Origin of the sequence: Corynebacterium sp. c25Ua_89 (assembly GCF_047459735.1) — a bacterium.
Taxonomy (GTDB): domain Bacteria; phylum Actinomycetota; class Actinomycetes; order Mycobacteriales; family Mycobacteriaceae; genus Corynebacterium; species Corynebacterium simulans.
In genome coordinates this window covers 526,542-544,188 of the sequence record NZ_JASBOD010000002.1, presented here as the reverse complement: position 1 = coordinate 544,188, position 17,647 = coordinate 526,542, and the positions used below count along the sequence as shown (strand labels likewise).

Here is a 17,647-nt window from a genome sequence, read left to right as displayed (position 1 = left end):
GGCTGGCGTAAGCAACTCGCTGCTTTCCGCTATCCATCTCGTATTCCCAGATGGCATGGTCGGGGCGATACTCCGGAAAACCGGTCTCGCCGGTGCAGGTAAATTCTTGCAGCCAGCGGTTGAGCCTTTTCGTGGAGTCGTTGTTGTGCACGCCGAAGAGATAGCGCAGCTCGGCGCAGTGGAGTGCCGGGCCATCGGCGCGGGTGAATTCGATCATCCAGGTAGGGCCAGGGGCGTCGGCGCCTGCTTGTGTCACCCAGCGGCGAATATTGCCATCGCCAATCATGCGGCCCAGCGGGCGGGTTTCGTCCAAATAGTTGGCCACCTGCATCCAGGTATCTACCGAGTTGCGTGGGAAGCCGAACTTGGGCGCGAGATAGCGCGCGATAAGCCTGCGGAACGGGCTGGCGTCGGCCTTCTGTGCGGAGGCTACGTCGTAGAACTCATCGCGGGTAGAGCCGAGCACCAGCGGGATGTCGGCGAGCTCGCGGGCGTCGAAAGGCGCGGGGCCCAATGCCATGCCGTACTTGTACTTCTTTGCAAACTTGCGGTAGCCCGCCTCGAGCTTTTCTTGTGGCAGGCTCTCTAGCGAGCCGCGGGTAATCGCGGTGCCCATGGCTTGGCGCAGCGTGGCCTTGCGTTCCTCGAAGGGCTGCAACGGGAAGGCCGGGGAAAGCGCGACAACGCGGCGGAAAGCGCCACGGTAGTGGTCGCGGCGCATCAGCCACAACGCGGTGGTGGCGCCGGCTGATTGGCCGATGAGCGTGACGTTAGTGGGGTCGCCGCCGAAGGACTCGATGTTGCGCTGAATCCATTCGAGCGCCAGCTGGCAATCATCGATGCCGCGGAAGCGGAAGGCCTCGTCGTCGCGGAACTTCGCAAAGCCTGGCAGCCCCACTCGGTAGCCCACCTGCACCTGCACGATTCCGGCCTGCGCGTTGGCGGTGCCTTCGGCGCGTGGATCCTCGTGGGTGCCATGCTCGTAGCGCCCGCCGTGGATGTAGACCAACACTGGGGTATCCGTGGTCTCGGCAGGCGCGGTGATAGTCAGCGCAACCGCCTCCGGACGCGGAACACGTGCGTCCTGGTCGCGAGGTGCCTGAAGCGGCCGCGCATCGGCGAAGTCGCTGGGGATCTCCGAATAGTCCACGGAGTGGAAGTAATTGACCGTATCTGTGGTGTATCCGGTGATCGTGCCTGCCGGGCAAGTGACGTGAACTGGCGTGTTAGTCATACGGGCTAGAGTACTCGGCTAAAATCCCGCTTTATGGAATGGTGGACAAATTTGACCGGTGCTCTATCGCAGGCGATGGTGCAGGCGCCGGTATGGCTGCAAATGCCGGTGCTCATCGTGGTGGCGGTGCCGCTGCTTGCGCTTGCAGCCTGGGCATTGATGTTCGCCATCGACTTCACAGCCCGCCACCTGAAGGGGCCGAAGAAGACTTCCACTTCCGCCACCCGCTAAGCTTGGAAACCATGTCAACGTCCGAAGATCCGCGCGAAGGCCTCTGGGATCCCGAACGCAATCAAACTCCTGCACCCCGCAAGCGCGCCCTGCCAAAGTCACGCGTCAGCCTGACGCTGTGGACGATGATCGCGCTCGTCGTGGTGGTGGCAATCATCGGCCTGTTTATTTAATCGCCGCGGCGGGCGCTAGCGCGTGCCATTTTCTGGAACAACTCGTTGCTTTCCAAGTCCTCAATGAGCACGGGCGTGCCCGTGGAATCACACAACGGCACGCACCAGTTGGGGTAGAGATCCTTCGTGGTGCCGGGCTGATTCTGCGCGCGAACGTCGCCCACCATGTCCACCAGGCTCGTACTCGTTAGCGCCGAAGGCGTGCCGGCGATGTAGCGGTGCAAAGCCAAGACAACCTCTTCCTCTGGCTCGCGCCGCGGCAGCAGCCCGGTGCGCTCCACCTCATCCAGAAGCCGCGCCTGCCACTTGCGGTCATCTGCTACTTCCTCGGCCACGGAGCGGGTGAGCACGCCCAGCCGTGCACGCAGCGCGATATGCTCGCCGCGCAGATAAGCCAGGGTCGGCGGAAGATCATGCGTGCCCACGGAGGCAAGCGCCAAGCGGCGATATGCGTGCTGCGGCAAGGGCGACTCGTTATCCTCGGCGCGCTCGAACCACACGATGGAAGTTCCCAGCACCCCGGTCTCTGCCAGCACATGCTGAATCCACGGCTCGAGAGTGCCCAAGTCCTCGCCCACGAGCACCGCTCCTGCCCGCTGGGCCTCCAGCGCGAGAATGCCGAGCATGGCCTCGTGGTCGTAATAGACATAGGTGCCGTTCTGCGGCGACGTCATGCGCGGAATCCAAAACAAGCGGAACAACCCTAAGATGTGGTCCACCCGCACGCCGCCCGAGTGACGCAGGATGGTCTGCAACATCTCTCGCCACGGCCTATAGCCCGACTCCGCCAGGCGCACCGGGTGCCACGGCGGCTGGGACCAGTCCTGGCCCTGCTGGTTGTAATCATCAGGCGGGGCACCCACGGAACTCTGCGGCGCGAGGTACTCGGCGAGGTTCACCGCGTCCGCGCCACCCGGGTGCACGCCCACGGCTAGGTCGGTGACCAACCCGATGCGCATGCCCGCCTCCTTGGCGCGACGCTGCGCGGCAGCCAACTGCTCGTCGCACAAGAACTGCAGCCAGGCATAAAAACGCGCGAGTTCGCCGGCCTCTTCCTCCACCGCGTGACGCTGGCCCGTGCGCAGCGAAAGCTCTTGCTCGGCACACCAGCGCGCGAAGTCCTGTAGGCCTTTTCCTTCTGCCTGCTGGAATTCCAAGAACTTATTTTGGCGCTCAGCAGAAAATTCCTGGTTATAGAGCTCTCTTAATACCTGGAGCTTGGCTTCGTAGATGCAATCGCGCTCAATTTCAGCGGCACTGCGGTTGCGCTCGCGGAACTCGGCAGCGAGCTCGTGGACGTCGTCAAGCAGCTCCGGGGAAAGCTGCTGCAGCTCCGGAATGGACTCGATGTTGAGGTAGAGCGGATTGATAAAACGCCGCGTGGTGGGAAGATACGGCGAATCCTCTACAGGCGGCACCGGCTCGGCGGCATGCAGGGGATTAATCAGCAGAAAATCGGCGAAAGGCGCCACGGTCTGTGCCAGGCGCCCCAAATCCTGGAAGTCGCCGATGCCCCAGGAATTTTCCGAGCGCACCGAATACAGCTGCGCCATCACGCCTGCGGCAGGGCGCTCTAAGTACGGGTCAGCAGTGTTAAGGCGTGCCGGGGTGATGATCAGCGGGCATGAATGCGCGCCTATGCCCGGCGAGGACATTTGGATTTCGTGAAAGCCCAGCGGCAGATCACCCGGAATGTGGAAGGTGGCCTCGCCCCAGTGGGTACCGGCGACGTCGGCAGGCGGGGCGTTGTTTTCGTCCTGATAGACCTGGCGGAGCTGCCCATCTTCGAGCTCTACCTGGATATCCACCGGCTGGCCCGCATGCACGTGCACGAGGAATTGCTTCTCGACGCCCTCTTTAGCCACCACGCACGGCGGCAACGGGCGCGATGCCCGCTCTAAGTAATCCTCGTAGAGCAGGTGCGTCAGGCGCTCCTCGCTCGCGCGGTCTTCCACCACCACGCCCAATGCGCGCAGGGTATAGGCGATTGTTTCATCCGTTACATAAATGGGGTAGCCGGATTGGGAGGAGTACTTGGCGGCAACGCCATGGCGCTGGGCGAGTTCTTCGAGCAGTTCACGCGTAGTCACATGCCACATTCTGCCACGGCTTTAGGTCACACGTCGGGGTATCGGTTGATAGAGTGGGCTGGAGTTATATAGATGTGCGAAAGGATATCCAGTGACTATGCAAGAAGCGCACACTCCTGCAAAGTTTGAAATCGAAGACGGTGAAACCTGTCTAACCCGCATGATGGCCACGGCGAAGGCGCGCCCACACGGCGTGATGTTTACCCGCCCGGCCAGCTATGAGTGGGTTAACGTCACTGCCAAGCAGTTCGTCGAAGAGGTCTATGCAGTTGCAAAGGGCCTTATTGCCGCTGGCGTGGAGCAGGGAGATCGCGTGGTCTTGCTGTCAAACACCCGCTACGAGTGGTCGCTTCTGGATTTCGCAATCTGGGCTGCCGGCGCAGCTTCGGTGCCCATCTACCCATCCTCCTCGCTGTCCCAGGTGCAGTGGATCGTGGAGGACTCCGGCGCGGTGCTGGCGATTACTGAATCGCGCGAGCACTCTGAGCTGGTGGCGCACCTGAAGCTGCAGGAGGACGGCAAGCCGGCGCTGAAGAATTCGCCTTCGCAGCTGCGCCGCATCCTGGAGATCAACTCCTCGGCCATCGATACTTTGATGTTTGAGGGCCGCGAGCTTTCCGACGACGTCGTTGACGCCCGCATCGCTGCCACCAAGACCGATGACCTCGCGTCTTTGGTCTATACCTCCGGCACCACCGGCCGCCCGAAGGGCTGCATCCTGACCCACCGTAACTGGCTGGCGGAGACTTTGGGCCTGCTGACCAACCCGATTGGCGGCATCGCCGTGCCGGGCAACCACGTGTTGACCTTCCTGCCGCTGGCCCATGTGCTGGCGCGTGCAGTATCCCTGGCCGTTGCCATGAGCGGTGCTTCGCAGAATCACTGGTCTGACTTCAGCACCATCACCATCGAGTTCCAGCGATCCCGCCCGAACCTGATTCTGGGCGTGCCGCGCGTATTCGAAAAGGTGCGCAACGGTGCGGCTTCCAAGGCCAAGGAGGGCGGCCCAATTAAGGCGGGTATCTTCCGCGAGGCCGAGAAGGTGGCCATCGAGTATTCCCGCGCGCTGGATACCCCGGAGGGTCCGGATCGTTTTCTGCGTGCAAAGCGCCAGCTCTTTGACCGTTTGGTCTATTCGACCATCCGTAATGCCATGGGCGGCGAGGTGCGCTACTGCATCACCGGTGGCTCCGCGATGAGCCATGACCTTCTGCACTGGTTCCGCGGCATCGGCGTGACCGTCTACGAAGGCTACGGCCTTACCGAGGTTGCGGCAGCTGCAGCCGTGAACTTTGAGGATCTGAAGATCGGCACCGTTGGCCCGCCACTGGAGGGCACCACCATCCGTGTCAACGAAGACGGCGAAATCTTGATCAAGGGCGACATCGTCTTCAAGGGCTACTGGAACAACCCGGAGGCCACCGCGGATGCGCTGGAAGATGGCTGGTACAACACCGGCGACTTGGGCGAAATCATGGATTCCGGCCACGTTGTCATCACCGGCCGCAAGAAGGACCTCATCGTTACTGCAGGCGGCAAGAACGTCTCCCCAGGGCCGATGGAGGACATGCTGCGTGCACACCCGCTTATTTCCCAGGCGATGGTCGTGGGCGACGGCAAGCCATTCATCGGTGTGCTGCTGACCCTGGATGAGGACCAGCTCAAGCGATGGAAGGCTGACCACAATATCCCGGCCAACCGTTCCATGCGCGAGGTGTCTACCGACGCCACGCTGCGTGCGGAAATCCAGGACGCTATCAACCAGGTCAACACCACTGTCTCCCATGCGGAGGCTATTAAGAAGTTCTACATTCTGGAATCTGACCTGACTGAGGAAGACAACGAGCTGACCCCAACGATGAAGGTCAAGCGCTATGTCGTGGCACAGCGCTACGCTAACGCGATTGACCACATCTACTCGAAGAAGCAGTAGGCATCTAGGGCCGGCGGGTGATTCGCCGGCTCCCCGCAATTTTCAAGTCTGTGAGTTTGTTCGGAGTGTCGCGCAGATCGTTCACAGGATCTGGAATAAAGTCAGCACTCGTTACAGAGAAGTCTCAACCTCAACTAGAGGTTAGTTTGCGGAAAGGACCGGCATGCACAAAATCGCCGCCGAGCTACGTCACCGCGAGCTGACCCAGGAGATTTACAACATCGGCGACGAAGTTGTCGAGTATATCGAGCACCTCATCGAGGCGATTGAGGATTGGGACGATGAACTCGCACTGGACTGCCTGGCGGAACTCGGCGACATCGTCGAGGACGCCCGCATTGATTCCGGACGCTGCGTAGGCGAACTGATTGGCCTGCGCCACGCGCTGGTCTCAGGGGTGCGCTCGGGTACTATCTCCGCCGCGGCATCTGGCAACAACGATATCGCCGAGCCAGAGCAGCTCACCGCGCGCAGCCTGGATGCTGCCTTTGCGATTGATTCCCCGACCATCGTGGTCTCCGAGCTCGCTGCCACGCTGCGCGGCCGCACTGGGGCGGTGGCGGATTACCTGCGCGAGCTGGTGGATTATGTGCTCGGCCAAACCGACGCCGTGGCCCGCAACTTGGACATGATTTCCCTGCCGCACCTGTACAAGCGTGCCGGTCAATCCGCGCTCATCGCGGTGCAGGCTTGGCGCCATACCGTCGTCGAAGCCCACCCAGCCTACGTGCGCACGATGCGTGGTCACAACCCGCCGCCGTTCTTAGAAGAGCGTGCCCGCGTTAACGCTGTGGTTGCCCGCGTGCGTGCCAAGCGCGAAGCCGCGCGACAGGCCGCGACTACCGCTTAAGAGCCAATAAATAGACTTCCTTGTTGCCAACACACAAGGAGACACCAACACCGCCGATTCCCTCGTTCGGCGGTGTTTGTCTTTTCTAGCTCGCCTTAGCCGCGTGCGCCTGCGCCACCATGTGCAGCGTCCTCCGGCAGGTATCTGGATCTTTGGCTAGTTGCTCGGGCGTAAATTGAACTACTCGGTATCCCAAGGAGCGCAGGTATGCCGTGCGGCTCGAGCGCCGCGATAGGACCGCTTGCGGGCCAATCTCGACAATAATGGACTCTTCGACGAGCAATGCCTCGATGCCAGGCGCCACGCGTTGCCGCGGCTTGGCGTCTAAGCCCAGCTCCACAGCCAGTGCGCGCACGAGTGACTCGAAAGGCGAGCGCGATAGGGAGCTGGCGCAGGCAATCGCCTTGCGGGCTGCTGCGGCATTATGCACGCGCCCTAAGTCATCGACTTCGGCTTGCAGCTGGGCAGGGCTAATACCCATGTTTAACGCCGAGTCTGCGGCGATGAGGCCGTGGCGGAAGCCGTGGTAACGCGCGACGTCGGCAACCGCGCGGGCAATGCTAACCACGCGCGCACCGTCGATGGTTTCTACGTCCCCGACCATGGTCTTGCGGTAGCGGCGTCCCGGCGCATGGCGGTTGTGGCGGGGCAGGCTGCCGCAGGGAAGCGCTAGCTCGACCGGGTCTTCGGGGCAGGGGAGCAGCCAAAGGTCATGCAGGAGTGCGGCGGACTTGCTAATCAGTACCGCGGTATAAGAGCTGCGGGCTATGGCTATGCATTCGAGGCGCTGGCGTTCGACGGCGGAAAGCGCTAAGTATTTCTCGCGGTCTACGGCCATGCGCGGTGCTAGCTGCAAAAGTGTGCCGGATTTAAGGTCGTCGGACGTGGCGGGTTTGGCAGGGTGGATGGTCTCAAGAGTGGTCATGGCACTAGTTTCGCCCGCCGCGGGTGTGTAGCTCTAGAGACAATTTTGAAAGCTGTGGATAACTTGTTGGCGGCGTCAACAAATGGGTGTGAAATCTTGTGGCTGAACCCCCAGCCCTAGAAAACCAGCCCTGGAAACCCAGACGCCGTGGTCGCGAAAAAATATTTTTCAACTCTGAAAATCGCGACCACGGCGTCTGGGCTTCCAGGGCTGGGTATTTGCGGGGAAGGGGTAGGGGAAGCGGGAAAGGGGGCAGGAAGGAGGGCTGGGCGCTAGTTGGCCAAGTCCAACTGCTCCGTAATCTGCGGCCATAGCTGGCCCATGATGTCATCCCACGTCAGAATCCACATCGCTTTATCCTTGTCCGCCTTGCCCACGGCCACGAGCTGCTCGTTGCGAGCGCGCATGTGGTCCAAGGTCTTCTGGACAGTCAGCGAGGAGGAAACCGTCAGCGCGGGGCGGGAGAACTCGAGCACTGGCGTGTCCGGTTCGGCGAGGAGCGTATCGCGCACGTGCACGATGCGCGGCACGCGGGAATCCTTCGGGAAGACCAGCACGCGCATGATGGACTTGCGGGTGACCAAGTCATGGAGTTCAGCCACCGTAGCGTCGGGGGACAGCGGGACGACCTGGGAGCCGTGCTCGCGAGCCAGCGCGCCAACGGTAGAGGCCTCCAACTCAATTACGCCGGTGATCTGGTTCGCCGAATCATCGTCCAGAGTGCCCGTCTCGCGGGAATGCTCCACCAAGTGGCGCAGGGTATCCGCGTCGTAGCCGGCGGCACCGGCCCTGTCGACGGGCTCCTCGCCAGTCCAGCGCACCATCGCATTCGCCATGTGGTTAATCCACTTCAGAAGCGGGCGGAAGAGCCAGATGAAGCCGCGGGCAGGAACCGCGATGAGCTGCAGCGCGGTCTCCGGGTGGGTAATCGCCCAAGACTTCGGAGCCATTTCGCCGATGACCAGGTGCAGGAAGGTCACGATGAACAGCGCCAAAATAAACGAGACCACGTCGGCCACGCCCAGCGGCAGGCCGAGTGCCTCTAGCGGGGTCATGAGCAGGTGGTGGACCCACGGCTTGGTCACTGCACCCAGCACGAAGGTCGCCGCCGTAATACCCAGCTGCGCGCCGGCGAGCATGATGGTCAGTTCGTTCAAAGAGCGCAAGCCCGAGCGCGAGGTGCGGGAGGTCTCAGCGGTTTCTTCCAATCGGTTGCGGCGCGCGCCCATCATCGAAAACTCGATGATGACGAAGAAGGCCGAGGCGGCGATGATGACAAGCGTGATGAGGAGGTTAAACCACCAAGTATCAGTCATTAGCTCTCCTCCTCCGTTTGATCGGCGTATTCCTCAATGAGCTCCAGTGCCAAGGTCGCCGGCACGTGGCGGTCAATCTCCTCGACACGCATGTGCAGCTTTCGCACTGGGGCGTCGTCGCGCTCTACCCAGTCATCCGGCTCCGCCTCGAGCTCGATCGTGTACTCCTCGCCCTCCTCAGGCAGCGCGCCGGAGTGGGAAATCAGCAGGCCGGCCACGGTCTCGAAGTCGCCTTCCGGCAGATCGTGGCCGATGGCGCGCTCGATTTCGTCAATCGGTGTATCGCCATCGACGAGCCAGTGGGACTCATCCTGCTCGGTGATTTCCTCGGTCTCTTCGATGTCGTGCTCGTCGCTGACATCGCCCAGGATCTCCTCGGCTAGGTCTTCCATGGTCACGATGCCGACGAAGCCGCCGTACTCGTCGATGACGCAGGCCAGCTTGTCGTTGGCGTCGCGCAACTCGGTCACGACGTCGGGAAGCGGCATGAGCTCTGGCACCACAACGGCGGGCTGCATGATCTCGGTGGCCGCGGTGGCGTCGGGAAGCTGCGTTCCCAGCACGTCGAACAAGTGCACCACACCGATGGGGTTGTGTTCATCGTCGATGATGGGGTAGCGCGTGTGATCCGTGGACATCATCTCGCGAACCTCGCCGATGGTGGTCTGCGGATCGATGACGTCGACGCGGGAACGCGGAATCATCGCGTGCTCGACGTCGTGTTCCGGGAAGTCCAACAGGCGGTCCAACACGAGGTAGGTTGCCTCGTCGATGTCGCCGGCCTCGTGGGAGGCATCCACGATGGACTCGAGATCATCGGTGGTGGCGGAAGAATCCACGTCTTCTACAGGCTCGATGCCGAAGACCTTCAAGATCGCATTCGAGGCGTACTCAAAGAAGTGAATAAGCCAGCCGAAAATGCGCAGGTACCACATGGTGGAGGTGGACAAGAACAACGCCGTCTTCATCGGAGCTGCGATGGTGTAGTTTTTGGGGAATAGCTCCGCAAAGAGCATCGTGGCGATGGTGGAGATGAAAAGTGCTGCCACCGTGCCGATGGTGATGGAAACGCCGGCGGGAATGCCCACGCCGCCCAGCAGCTCACCCAAGCCGCGGCCCACCAGGGGTTCGGCCACATAGCCAATCAGCAGGCCCGTGATGGTGATGCCCAGCTGGGCACCGGAGAGCATGAAGGAGGTGCGCTGGGTAATTTTCAGGGCACGCTCAGCTGTCTTATTGCCCTCGGAAGCCATGGAGCGCAGTTGTGCGCGGTCCACCGACATGAAAGAAAATTCTTGCGCAACGAAGTACGCGTTCGCGACGATAATCAGGCCAATGACCAGAAATCCCGCCAAAATCATAAGGATTGCTTGCACCATGGCCTACCCCGCCTGCCATTCGGTGAGGCGGGGACATCGACTCGGAGGTTCCACTGAAGCTGCCTTTCTATTTATGGGAAACTGCAGAATAGATTACATCCTTCAACGTACCGGTGGGTATTTAGTTCCCGGCCCAAGCTAGCCTAGAGGGCATGTCTCAAGACTTTGGCCTCTATATTCATGTCCCGTTTTGTTCCTCGCGGTGCGGGTATTGCGATTTCAATACCTATACCCCAGGTGAGCTGGGTGGCGATCTGACCGCCGCATACCTGGACGCTCTCGAGTGCGAGCTGGGCATGGCGGCGCAGCAGGTGGGAAGGCCGGCGCAGACCGTATTCATTGGCGGCGGCACGCCTTCGATGTTGGGCGCCGAGGGCCTTAGCCGCATTCTGGCCCGTGTGAAAGAGACTCTTGGTTTGGCCCCAGGGGCGGAGGTGACCACGGAATCGAATCCGGAGTCGACGGACCCGCGCTATTTCGAGCAGCTGCGCGAGGCGGGGTTTACGCGCATTTCGCTGGGCATGCAGTCGGCGTCGGATAGCGTGCTGCGAGTGCTTGAGCGTGCGCATACCCCGGGCCGGGCTTTCGACGCCGCGTGTGAGGCCCGCGCCGCAGGTTTCGAGCACGTAAATCTGGACATGATCTATGGCACGCCCACTGAGACTGACGACGACGTGCGGCTTACCCTTGACCGCGTCCTCGAAACGGGAGTCGACCACGTCAGCACGTATTCGCTCATCGTGGAAGACGGCACCCGGATGGCGCGCAAGGTGAAAAAGGGAATCTTGCCTGCACCCGACGAGGACGTGCTGGCGAGGCGCTATGAGGCCGTCTCTGCGACGCTCGAAGCGGAAGGCTTCGAGTGGTACGAGGTCTCCAACTGGGCCAAGCCCGGCGGCGAGTGCGAGCACAACCGCATCTACTGGGTCGACGGCAACTGGTGGGGCGCGGGCCCTGGCGCGCACTCGCATTTGAACGACGAGCGCTTTTATAACGTGAAGCTGCCGCGCCGCTACATCGAGATGCTAGGCCGCGGCGAGTTGCCGGTGAAGGAACGCGAGGTTTTAACCGAGGCCGATAGGCACACCGAGAAGGTCATGCTTGGCATGCGCCTGCGCGAGGGCATTCCGGCTGGCTGGCTGGGCAGCGGCGCGGAGCCGGTCATCGCGGACTACATCTCCCGTGGGTTGCTGCAGCGCGCCGGCGACCGGCTGTGCTTGACCAAGCCGGGGCGCCTTTTGGCAGACGGCATCATCACCGACTTGTTGGTTGCCGAGGAAGCTTAAAGGCCACGGCGAAGGTAGGTAACATAGGGCGCATGTCCAATTCCACTGATGCTCGCCGCCGCGAGGTATTGCGCGCCATTGTGGCGGACTATATTGCCTCCCAGGAGCCCGTGGGGTCCAAGTCCCTGCTGGAGCGTTATCAGCTGGGCGTTTCCTCCGCCACCATCCGCAACGATATGGCGGTGCTGGAATCGGAGGGCCTGATTGCCCACGAGCACACCAGCTCCGGGCGCGTGCCCACGCAGAAGGGTTACCGCCAGTTCGTCGATTCGCTGCACGACGTAAAGCCCTTGTCTGCGCCGGAGCGCCGCGCCATGCTGACCTTCTTGGAAGGCGGCGTCGACTTGGAGGATGTCCTGCGCCGTTCCGTCCAGCTGCTTGCTCAGGTGACCAAGCAGGCGGCGGTGGTGCAGATGCCCAACCTCAAGGTTTCGCGCGTGAAGCACTGCGAGGTCGTGGCGCTTTCGCCAGTGCGCCTGTTGTTGGTGCTCATCACGGATAACGGGCGCGTCGACCAGCGCAACGTCGAGCTCGACAGCGTCATTGACCCACTGCAGACCGCACGCCTACGCGACGTCCTCAACAACGCCCTGGAGGGCAAGACGCTAACCGACGCCTCGGTGGAACTTGCCAGCCTCGTCGAAACCTCCCCGCTGGACATCCGTCCGCACGTGCTCAATGCCGCTACTACTCTCATTGAGACGTTGGTGGAGCGACCCTCCGACCGCCTGATCATGGCTGGTACCTCTAATCTCACGCGTATCGCGCGAGACTTCCCAGAAGGGCTGCCCTCGCTCATCGAGGCTCTCGAAGAGCAGGTGGTTGTATTGAAGCTTTTGGCTCGCGTGCCGGACTTGGGCAACGTCTCCGTCGTCATCGGTGAAGAGAATGAGGAGGACAAGCTGCGGCAGGCATCCGTCGTCGCTACTGCGTACGGCGCCGGCAATGAAACGTTGGGCGGCTTGGGCGTTGTGGGCCCGACTTATATGGACTATTCGGGAACAATCTCGAAGGTGGCTGCTGTTGCACGCTATGTAAGCGAAATTCTGGCCGGCGAGTAAGCTGGCACGGAAACTTTTCCCAGTGACTCTAGTTTTAGATAAGGACTTTCATTAAGTGGCTCGTGACTATTACGGCATCCTTGGTGTAGAAAAATCCGCAACCGACGCCGAAATTAAGAAGGCCTACCGCAAGCTCGCCCGCAAATATCACCCAGACGTAAACCCGGGCGATGAAGAGGCGGCGGAGAAGTTCCGCGAGGCCTCCCTCGCGCAAGAGGTGCTCCTGGATCCGCAGAAGCGCCAAATCGTTGACATGGGCGGCGACCCCATGGAAGAGCGTGGCGCTGCCGGCGGCGGCTTCGGCGGTGGTTTCGGTGGCGGCCTGGGCGATATCTTCGCTGAGTTCTTCGGCGGTGGCGCAGGTGGCTCCCGCGGCCCGCGCTCGCGCGTGCAGCCGGGCAACGACGCCCTGCTGCGCACCACCATTAGCCTAGAAGAGGCCTATTCCGGCCTGAAGAAGCAGGTCACCGTCGATACCGCTGTGCTCTGTGACCGCTGCGAGGGCACGGGTTCTGCCTCCAAGTCCAAGCCAGTTACCTGTGATGGTTGTGGCGGCATGGGCGAGGTTCAGGAGATGCAGCGCAGCTTCCTAGGCAACGTTATGACCTCCCGCCCGTGCCCGAAGTGCCAGGGCTTCGGTGAAGTCATTACTGATCCTTGTAATCACTGTGGTGGCGATGGCCGCGTGAAGAAGCGCCGCGATCTCACCGTAAATATCCCGGCCGGCATTGGTGATGGCATGCGCATCCGCATGGCTTCCCAGGGTGAGGTCGGCCACGGCGGCGGCCCGGCGGGCGATCTTTATGTGGAGGTTTCCACCAAACCCCACGCCGTCTTCGAGCGCAACGCCGACGACCTACACCTGACCGTGCGCGTGCCGATGGTCGATGCCGCACTTGGCACCAACTTCACCATCGATCAGCTAGATGGCGAGGAGCTCAACATCGGCATCGAACCGGGCACCCAGCCGGGCGAGTCCATCAAGGTCGAGGGCAAGGGCATGCCGCGTCTGCGCACCGACGGCTTTGGCAACCTCTTCGCGCACGTCGACGTCGTGGTGCCGAAGGAGCTGGACAAGAAGACCCGCGAGCTGCTCGAGAAGGTCCGCGATTCCCGCGACGAGGGCGCCCGCGTCCGCGAGACCGGCGACGGCCAAGAGGAGTCCTTCTTCTCCCGTATCCGAGATAGGTTCCGCCGTTAATGTCTCTTCCCGTCTTTATCCATCCTGATCTCTCGCTGGCTAGCGTTGGCGAGCCGGTGGGGCTCGATGGTCCTGAGGGCCGCCACGCGGTGACGGTCAAGCGCCTTAGCGTAGGGGAGCGGCTCAAACTCATCGACGGCACGGGCACCGCCGCCCTGGCCACCATCCAGTCCGTTTCGGGCAAGGATCATTTGGCCGCGCTTGTCGACGCCGTGACTTTTGCGCCCGAGCCCAACCCCCGCGTTGTGGTGGTTCAGGCCATTCCGAAGTCGGAGCGCTCGGAGCTCGCGGTGGACCTTGCCACCCAGGCAGGCGCCGATGAGATCATCGCTTGGCAGGCAGATCGCTGCGTGGCCAAGTGGGATGGAAAGAAGGCGCCGAAGGCGCTCGCGAAGTGGGAGTCGGCGGCGGTTGCTGCCGCGAAGCAGTCCCGCCGCGATCGCGTCCCGCAGGTTACTGGCCCCTTGACCACCCCGCAGCTCGCTCAGCTCATTGCCGGGCAGACCGCCTACGTCTTGCACGAGGAAGCCACCGACTCTATTCGGGATGTTCCTCTCGAGGGCACCATTTATCTCCTCGTCGGACCCGAAGGCGGAATCGGTGCCGAGGAGCTGGAGCGCCTGCAAGCCCATCAGGTTAAATTGGGGCCGGAAGTGTTACGCACGGCGTCGGCAGCCATGGTGGCCCTTGCCGCAATCGGCGTGCGCACCGCACGCTGGTAGCCTGTTGGGGTGCCTATTATCACCAAGAAGTTTGAGCTTGACTCCGTCTACGTCGCGACCGTACTCGGCAACGCTGACGATAACCTGCGGGTGCTCAACAACCTACTGGACGCAGACTTCTTCGCGCGCGGAACCACGGTCACAGTAACCGGACCTGACTATGAGGTGGCCCGCGCCGCGAAGGTGCTCGACGAGCTCGAGGCGATTGCCCGCCGCGGCCATCACGTCAGCACCGATACCGTGAAACACACCGTGGACATGATTGCGGTGGAAGCGCCGCAGTCGGTCTCGGCGGCGATGGCAGCCGATATCGTGCGCCGCCGTGGCAAGTCCGTGCGCCCAAAGACGGTGGGTCAATCCGAGTACGTCCAGGCCATTGATGACAACACCGTGGTCTTCGGCATCGGCCCCGCAGGCTCTGGCAAGACCTACCTGGCGGTGGCCAAAGCCGTGCAGGCCCTGCAGGCCAAGCAGGTCTCGCGCATCATCTTGACCCGCCCGGCAGTTGAGGCCGGTGAGAAGCTGGGCTTTCTGCCCGGCACGCTAAATGACAAGATCGACCCGTACCTGCGCCCGCTTTACGACGCCCTGCGCGACATGATGGATCCAGAGATGATCCCGAAGCTCATGGAAGCCGGCATCATCGAGGTCGCCCCGCTGGCATACATGCGTGGCCGCACGCTCAACGACGCCTTTGTCATCCTCGACGAGGCGCAAAACACCACGCCGGCGCAGATGAAGATGTTCCTGACCCGTCTGGGCTTTGGTTCGAAGATCGTGGTCACCGGCGATGTTTCGCAGGTGGACCTGCCGCGTGGCCAGGTCTCAGGCCTGCGCTTGGTGCGCCGCATCTTGGACGGCGTGCAGGATATTCACTTCGCGGACCTGGGCTCGAGCGACGTCGTCAGGCACCAGCTGGTCAGCCGTATCGTGAATGCTTATGATGCTGCTGAAGCCGCAGAAGCCTCGGTAGCCGCAGCACAAGCGGATAAGGAGAACTAAATGTCCATCGAATTCATCAATGAGTCCGGTTTCGACGGCGTCAACGAGGAGATGCTCATCGACGTCGCCTCTTATGCCTTCGGCGCCATGGACATCAACCCGGACGCCGAGTGCACGATCACCGCAGTGGACTTGGATACCATCGCGGACCTGCACGTGCGTTGGATGGATCTGGAAGGCCCAACCGACGTCATGAGCTTCCCGATGGATGAAATCACCCCAGGCGCACTGGGCGCGCGTCCCGACGCCCCCGAGATGGGCCCGTCCATGCTGGGCGATATCGTGTTGTGCCCGGAGTTCGCACTGCGCCAGGCCGATGCCGCCGGCCACTCTCTGGGGCACGAGCTTGCACTGCTGACGGTGCATGGCTGCCTGCACCTTTTGGGCTATGACCACGCCACCCCGGCAGAGGAAAAGGAAATGTTCAGCCTGCAGAACGAACTGCTGGCGGATTGGTATGACAACCTCGCCGCCCGCGGGGTGACCTACCAGCCGAAGCCGTCTGGCCCCAAGGCCTTCCCCGACGCGGCCGAGCGCGCCAACCTCGACAAAGAGGTCCCCGGCGGCGGCATCCCCCCAGTTGCCGAGCCACGCCGCGAGGATTAGTCGAGCGGCTTAAAGCGGCTTAGGCCGCAGGGGGGACGGTTTCGACGACCTTGACCGGTTTGCCGCCGCGCTCGATGGTACCGGGCTTGCGAGTAAGCCCGGAGAGCAGGAACAGTGCGATGCCGACGACGACTACGACCGCGAGGCCGACAGCGTTGGCGGACCAAGTCTGGTCCATGAAAATAATGGCCATTGCGAGGTAACCCGCGAAGTGCCAGTTGAATCCAGTCAGCGGGGTCACCAGTCCGATGGACAGTTAGCGGCGCGCCTCGATGGCGTCGATGACCTCGAGGAACTCCTCCGGCACCGTCTCGCGTGCATGGTCAACGAAGCGCTGCGGCACCTCGAAGAACTGCTCCGCGACTGCGCCGGTGATGGCGCCCATGGTGTCTGCGTCGCCGCGCAGGTAAATCGTGTTGCGAATGGCGGACTCGAAGTCGTCCGCCTCGAAGAAAGCGATAAGGGACTCGGGGACGGTCTTCTGGCAGGAATCTTCGAAGCCATACCCGGCCGCGCGCAGACCAGCACACGTCCGGGCGAGGTCGTAACCGTAGACCCGCGAGATGTACTCGCGAATCTCAGCCACTGGCGAGCCAGTGCGGGCAAGGTAGCCGGCCGCCGCGGTGGCCTGCGCGCCCTTGATTCCTTCCTCGTGGTTGTGGGTGACGGCCGCGGTGATGCGTGCGAGGTCCTCGGCTTCCTCGAGGCCCCGCGCATAATCGATGACGGCGGAGACACGCATGGCGGACCCGTTGCCCCACGAGTTATACGGCTCGCGGTTGCCAGAGCACAGCCACTCGCTGAAGCGACCACCATAGGCACCCTTTGGCGTGGGGTACTTCGCGCCGTAACGATGGAAGGCATCGATAAGCGCCTCGGCGAGCGCCGCCTCCTCGGTGCCTGCCTCGAGCAATGCTGCACCCACGGCAACCGTGAGGATGGAGTCGTCCGTAAAACTGGAATCCGACGGGAAGAGCTCGAAGTCATACGCGCTCACGGGATTGAACTCGTAGTCGCTGCCTGCGATATCTCCAATAATTGCGCCAATCATAGAGGCCTCCTTGAAGGTAGGGAATAGGGGAGTGCGCGGGAAGCGTGGTTGGGAAGGCCGTCGTCCGCACTGTGCCCTTTCACATTACCGGACTTCCACAATTTGGTTTAGTCCGCGAGTTTCGGCTTAGTCTTCAAGGATTGTGGTGATGAGGTTCGTGGTTTCTTCGTCGATGTCGGGTGGGATGTCGTAGCAGCGTGTGCCGATATCTAACGTTAGCTGGGCATTTGTACTAAGGAAATCTTCGGCCTGGTCGATGGGATGATCTAACGACAAGTCATTGTGGGCGGTATCGAAGTGTTTGAGGACTTCGATCCTGCCGGCCTTGTAGCGCACGATCTGAACACTTACGCTTCCTGAGTCGGTCCGCGCGTATTTGATCTAGGCCGCAGAAGAAATCTAGCACGGCCTTAGTCCGCGCAAACGCCCTTCCAGCACAACATAGCCCCAGGCCACCGTGCTACGGCTGAGAAAACCCGGATCTGTTGCGAAAGTCAGGCTCTTGGGCGAGCGCGGACCATTCGCGTTGGATATCAGCTGGGTTAGTCACGGGGAACAGTCTAGTGAAGCGGTGGACATGGGCTTGA

At 61.9% G+C, this 17,647-nt stretch carries 18 protein-coding genes; 10 read left to right on the top strand and 8 right to left on the bottom strand.

Going from position 1 to position 17,647, the window contains the following annotated elements; genetic code table 11:
• Positions 1–1,234: carboxylesterase family protein (locus QKB66_RS05365; RefSeq protein ID WP_414252852.1), on the bottom strand; the 1,234-nt coding region annotated here is incomplete at its 3' end.
• A 33-nt stretch (positions 1,235–1,267) separates the two neighbouring features.
• Between QKB66_RS05365 and QKB66_RS05360 the strand changes: the two genes are divergently transcribed.
• The gene (locus QKB66_RS05360) at positions 1,268–1,465 is read left to right on the top strand and encodes a hypothetical protein (RefSeq protein WP_070498110.1); all 198 of its coding nucleotides are present in this window, start codon (positions 1,268–1,270) and stop codon (positions 1,463–1,465) included.
• Between the two features lie 11 nt (positions 1,466–1,476).
• The gene (locus QKB66_RS05355) at positions 1,477–1,638 is read left to right on the top strand and encodes a hypothetical protein (protein WP_168161759.1); all 162 of its coding nucleotides are present in this window, start codon (positions 1,477–1,479) and stop codon (positions 1,636–1,638) included.
• On the opposite strand, the gene malQ is transcribed toward QKB66_RS05355, so the two are convergent.
• The gene (malQ, locus tag QKB66_RS05350; protein WP_414252851.1) at positions 1,635–3,728 is read right to left on the bottom strand and encodes a 4-alpha-glucanotransferase; all 2,094 of its coding nucleotides are present in this window, start codon (positions 3,726–3,728) and stop codon (positions 1,635–1,637) included. The genes QKB66_RS05355 and malQ overlap by 4 nt on opposite strands.
• 97 nt (positions 3,729–3,825) lie before the next feature.
• Between malQ and QKB66_RS05345 the strand changes: the two genes are divergently transcribed.
• Together QKB66_RS05345 and QKB66_RS05340 are read left to right on the top strand one after the other, a co-directional pair.
• Positions 3,826–5,661: an AMP-dependent synthetase/ligase gene (locus QKB66_RS05345; protein ID WP_070498114.1), complete on the top strand. Its 1,836-nt coding sequence runs from the start codon at positions 3,826–3,828 to the stop codon at positions 5,659–5,661.
• A 163-nt stretch (positions 5,662–5,824) separates the two neighbouring features.
• The gene (locus QKB66_RS05340; RefSeq protein WP_061925799.1) at positions 5,825–6,511 is read left to right on the top strand and encodes a hypothetical protein; all 687 of its coding nucleotides are present in this window, start codon (positions 5,825–5,827) and stop codon (positions 6,509–6,511) included.
• Positions 6,512–6,596: 85 nt separating this feature from the next.
• Here QKB66_RS05340 and QKB66_RS05335 read toward each other — a convergent pair whose 3' ends face one another.
• The 3 genes from QKB66_RS05335 to QKB66_RS05325 form a co-directional block, all read right to left on the bottom strand.
• On the bottom strand, positions 6,597–7,436 hold the full coding sequence (locus tag QKB66_RS05335) for a hypothetical protein (protein ID WP_414252850.1): 840 nt from the start codon (positions 7,434–7,436) through the stop codon (positions 6,597–6,599).
• A 272-nt stretch (positions 7,437–7,708) separates the two neighbouring features.
• Complete coding sequence (locus QKB66_RS05330; protein ID WP_061925805.1) at positions 7,709–8,752, bottom strand: CNNM domain-containing protein; 1,044 nt, start codon at positions 8,750–8,752, stop codon at positions 7,709–7,711.
• A complete protein-coding gene (locus QKB66_RS05325) occupies positions 8,752–10,131 on the bottom strand; it encodes a hemolysin family protein (protein WP_414252849.1) in 1,380 nt (459 codons plus the stop codon). The genes QKB66_RS05330 and QKB66_RS05325 overlap by 1 nt, the downstream gene beginning before the upstream one ends.
• A gap of 152 nt (positions 10,132–10,283) precedes the next feature.
• Here QKB66_RS05325 and hemW point away from each other — a divergent pair, with 152 nt between their 5' ends.
• Genes hemW through ybeY form a run of 6 tightly spaced genes read left to right on the top strand, consistent with a single transcriptional unit; the run spans position 10,284 to position 16,009 of the window.
• Positions 10,284–11,417, top strand: a complete 1,134-nt coding sequence (hemW, locus tag QKB66_RS05320; protein ID WP_414252848.1) for a radical SAM family heme chaperone HemW — start codon at positions 10,284–10,286, stop codon at positions 11,415–11,417.
• 32 nt (positions 11,418–11,449) lie between these two features.
• Positions 11,450–12,478 carry a heat-inducible transcriptional repressor HrcA gene (hrcA, locus tag QKB66_RS05315; RefSeq protein ID WP_248093017.1) on the top strand — a complete coding sequence of 343 codons (1,029 nt, stop codon included), beginning with the start codon at positions 11,450–11,452 and terminating at the stop codon, positions 12,476–12,478.
• A gap of 55 nt (positions 12,479–12,533) precedes the next feature.
• Positions 12,534–13,679 carry a molecular chaperone DnaJ gene (gene dnaJ, locus QKB66_RS05310; protein WP_414252847.1) on the top strand — a complete coding sequence of 382 codons (1,146 nt, stop codon included), beginning with the start codon at positions 12,534–12,536 and terminating at the stop codon, positions 13,677–13,679.
• A complete protein-coding gene (locus QKB66_RS05305; RefSeq protein WP_414252846.1) occupies positions 13,679–14,401 on the top strand; it encodes a 16S rRNA (uracil(1498)-N(3))-methyltransferase in 723 nt (240 codons plus the stop codon). The genes dnaJ and QKB66_RS05305 overlap by 1 nt, the downstream gene beginning before the upstream one ends.
• Before the next feature lie 9 nt (positions 14,402–14,410).
• Entirely contained in the window at positions 14,411–15,403 is a 993-nt protein-coding gene (locus tag QKB66_RS05300) for a PhoH family protein (protein WP_070518749.1), read from the top strand.
• On the top strand, positions 15,404–16,009 hold the full coding sequence (gene ybeY, locus QKB66_RS05295) for an rRNA maturation RNase YbeY (protein WP_414252845.1): 606 nt from the start codon (positions 15,404–15,406) through the stop codon (positions 16,007–16,009).
• Between the two features lie 19 nt (positions 16,010–16,028).
• Here the strand turns inward: ybeY and QKB66_RS05290 are convergent, their stop codons facing one another.
• From QKB66_RS05290 to QKB66_RS05280, 3 genes are all read right to left on the bottom strand, one after another.
• Positions 16,029–16,250, bottom strand: a complete 222-nt coding sequence (locus QKB66_RS05290) for a hypothetical protein (RefSeq protein ID WP_414252844.1) — start codon at positions 16,248–16,250, stop codon at positions 16,029–16,031.
• A gap of 15 nt (positions 16,251–16,265) precedes the next feature.
• A complete protein-coding gene (locus QKB66_RS05285) occupies positions 16,266–17,060 on the bottom strand; it encodes an ADP-ribosylglycohydrolase family protein (RefSeq protein WP_414252843.1) in 795 nt (264 codons plus the stop codon).
• Positions 17,061–17,186: 126 nt separating this feature from the next.
• Positions 17,187–17,396 (bottom strand): hypothetical protein, encoded by a 210-nt coding sequence (locus tag QKB66_RS05280; protein WP_414252842.1) that lies wholly within the window; start codon positions 17,394–17,396, stop codon positions 17,187–17,189.
• Positions 17,397–17,647: the final 251 nt, after the last annotated feature.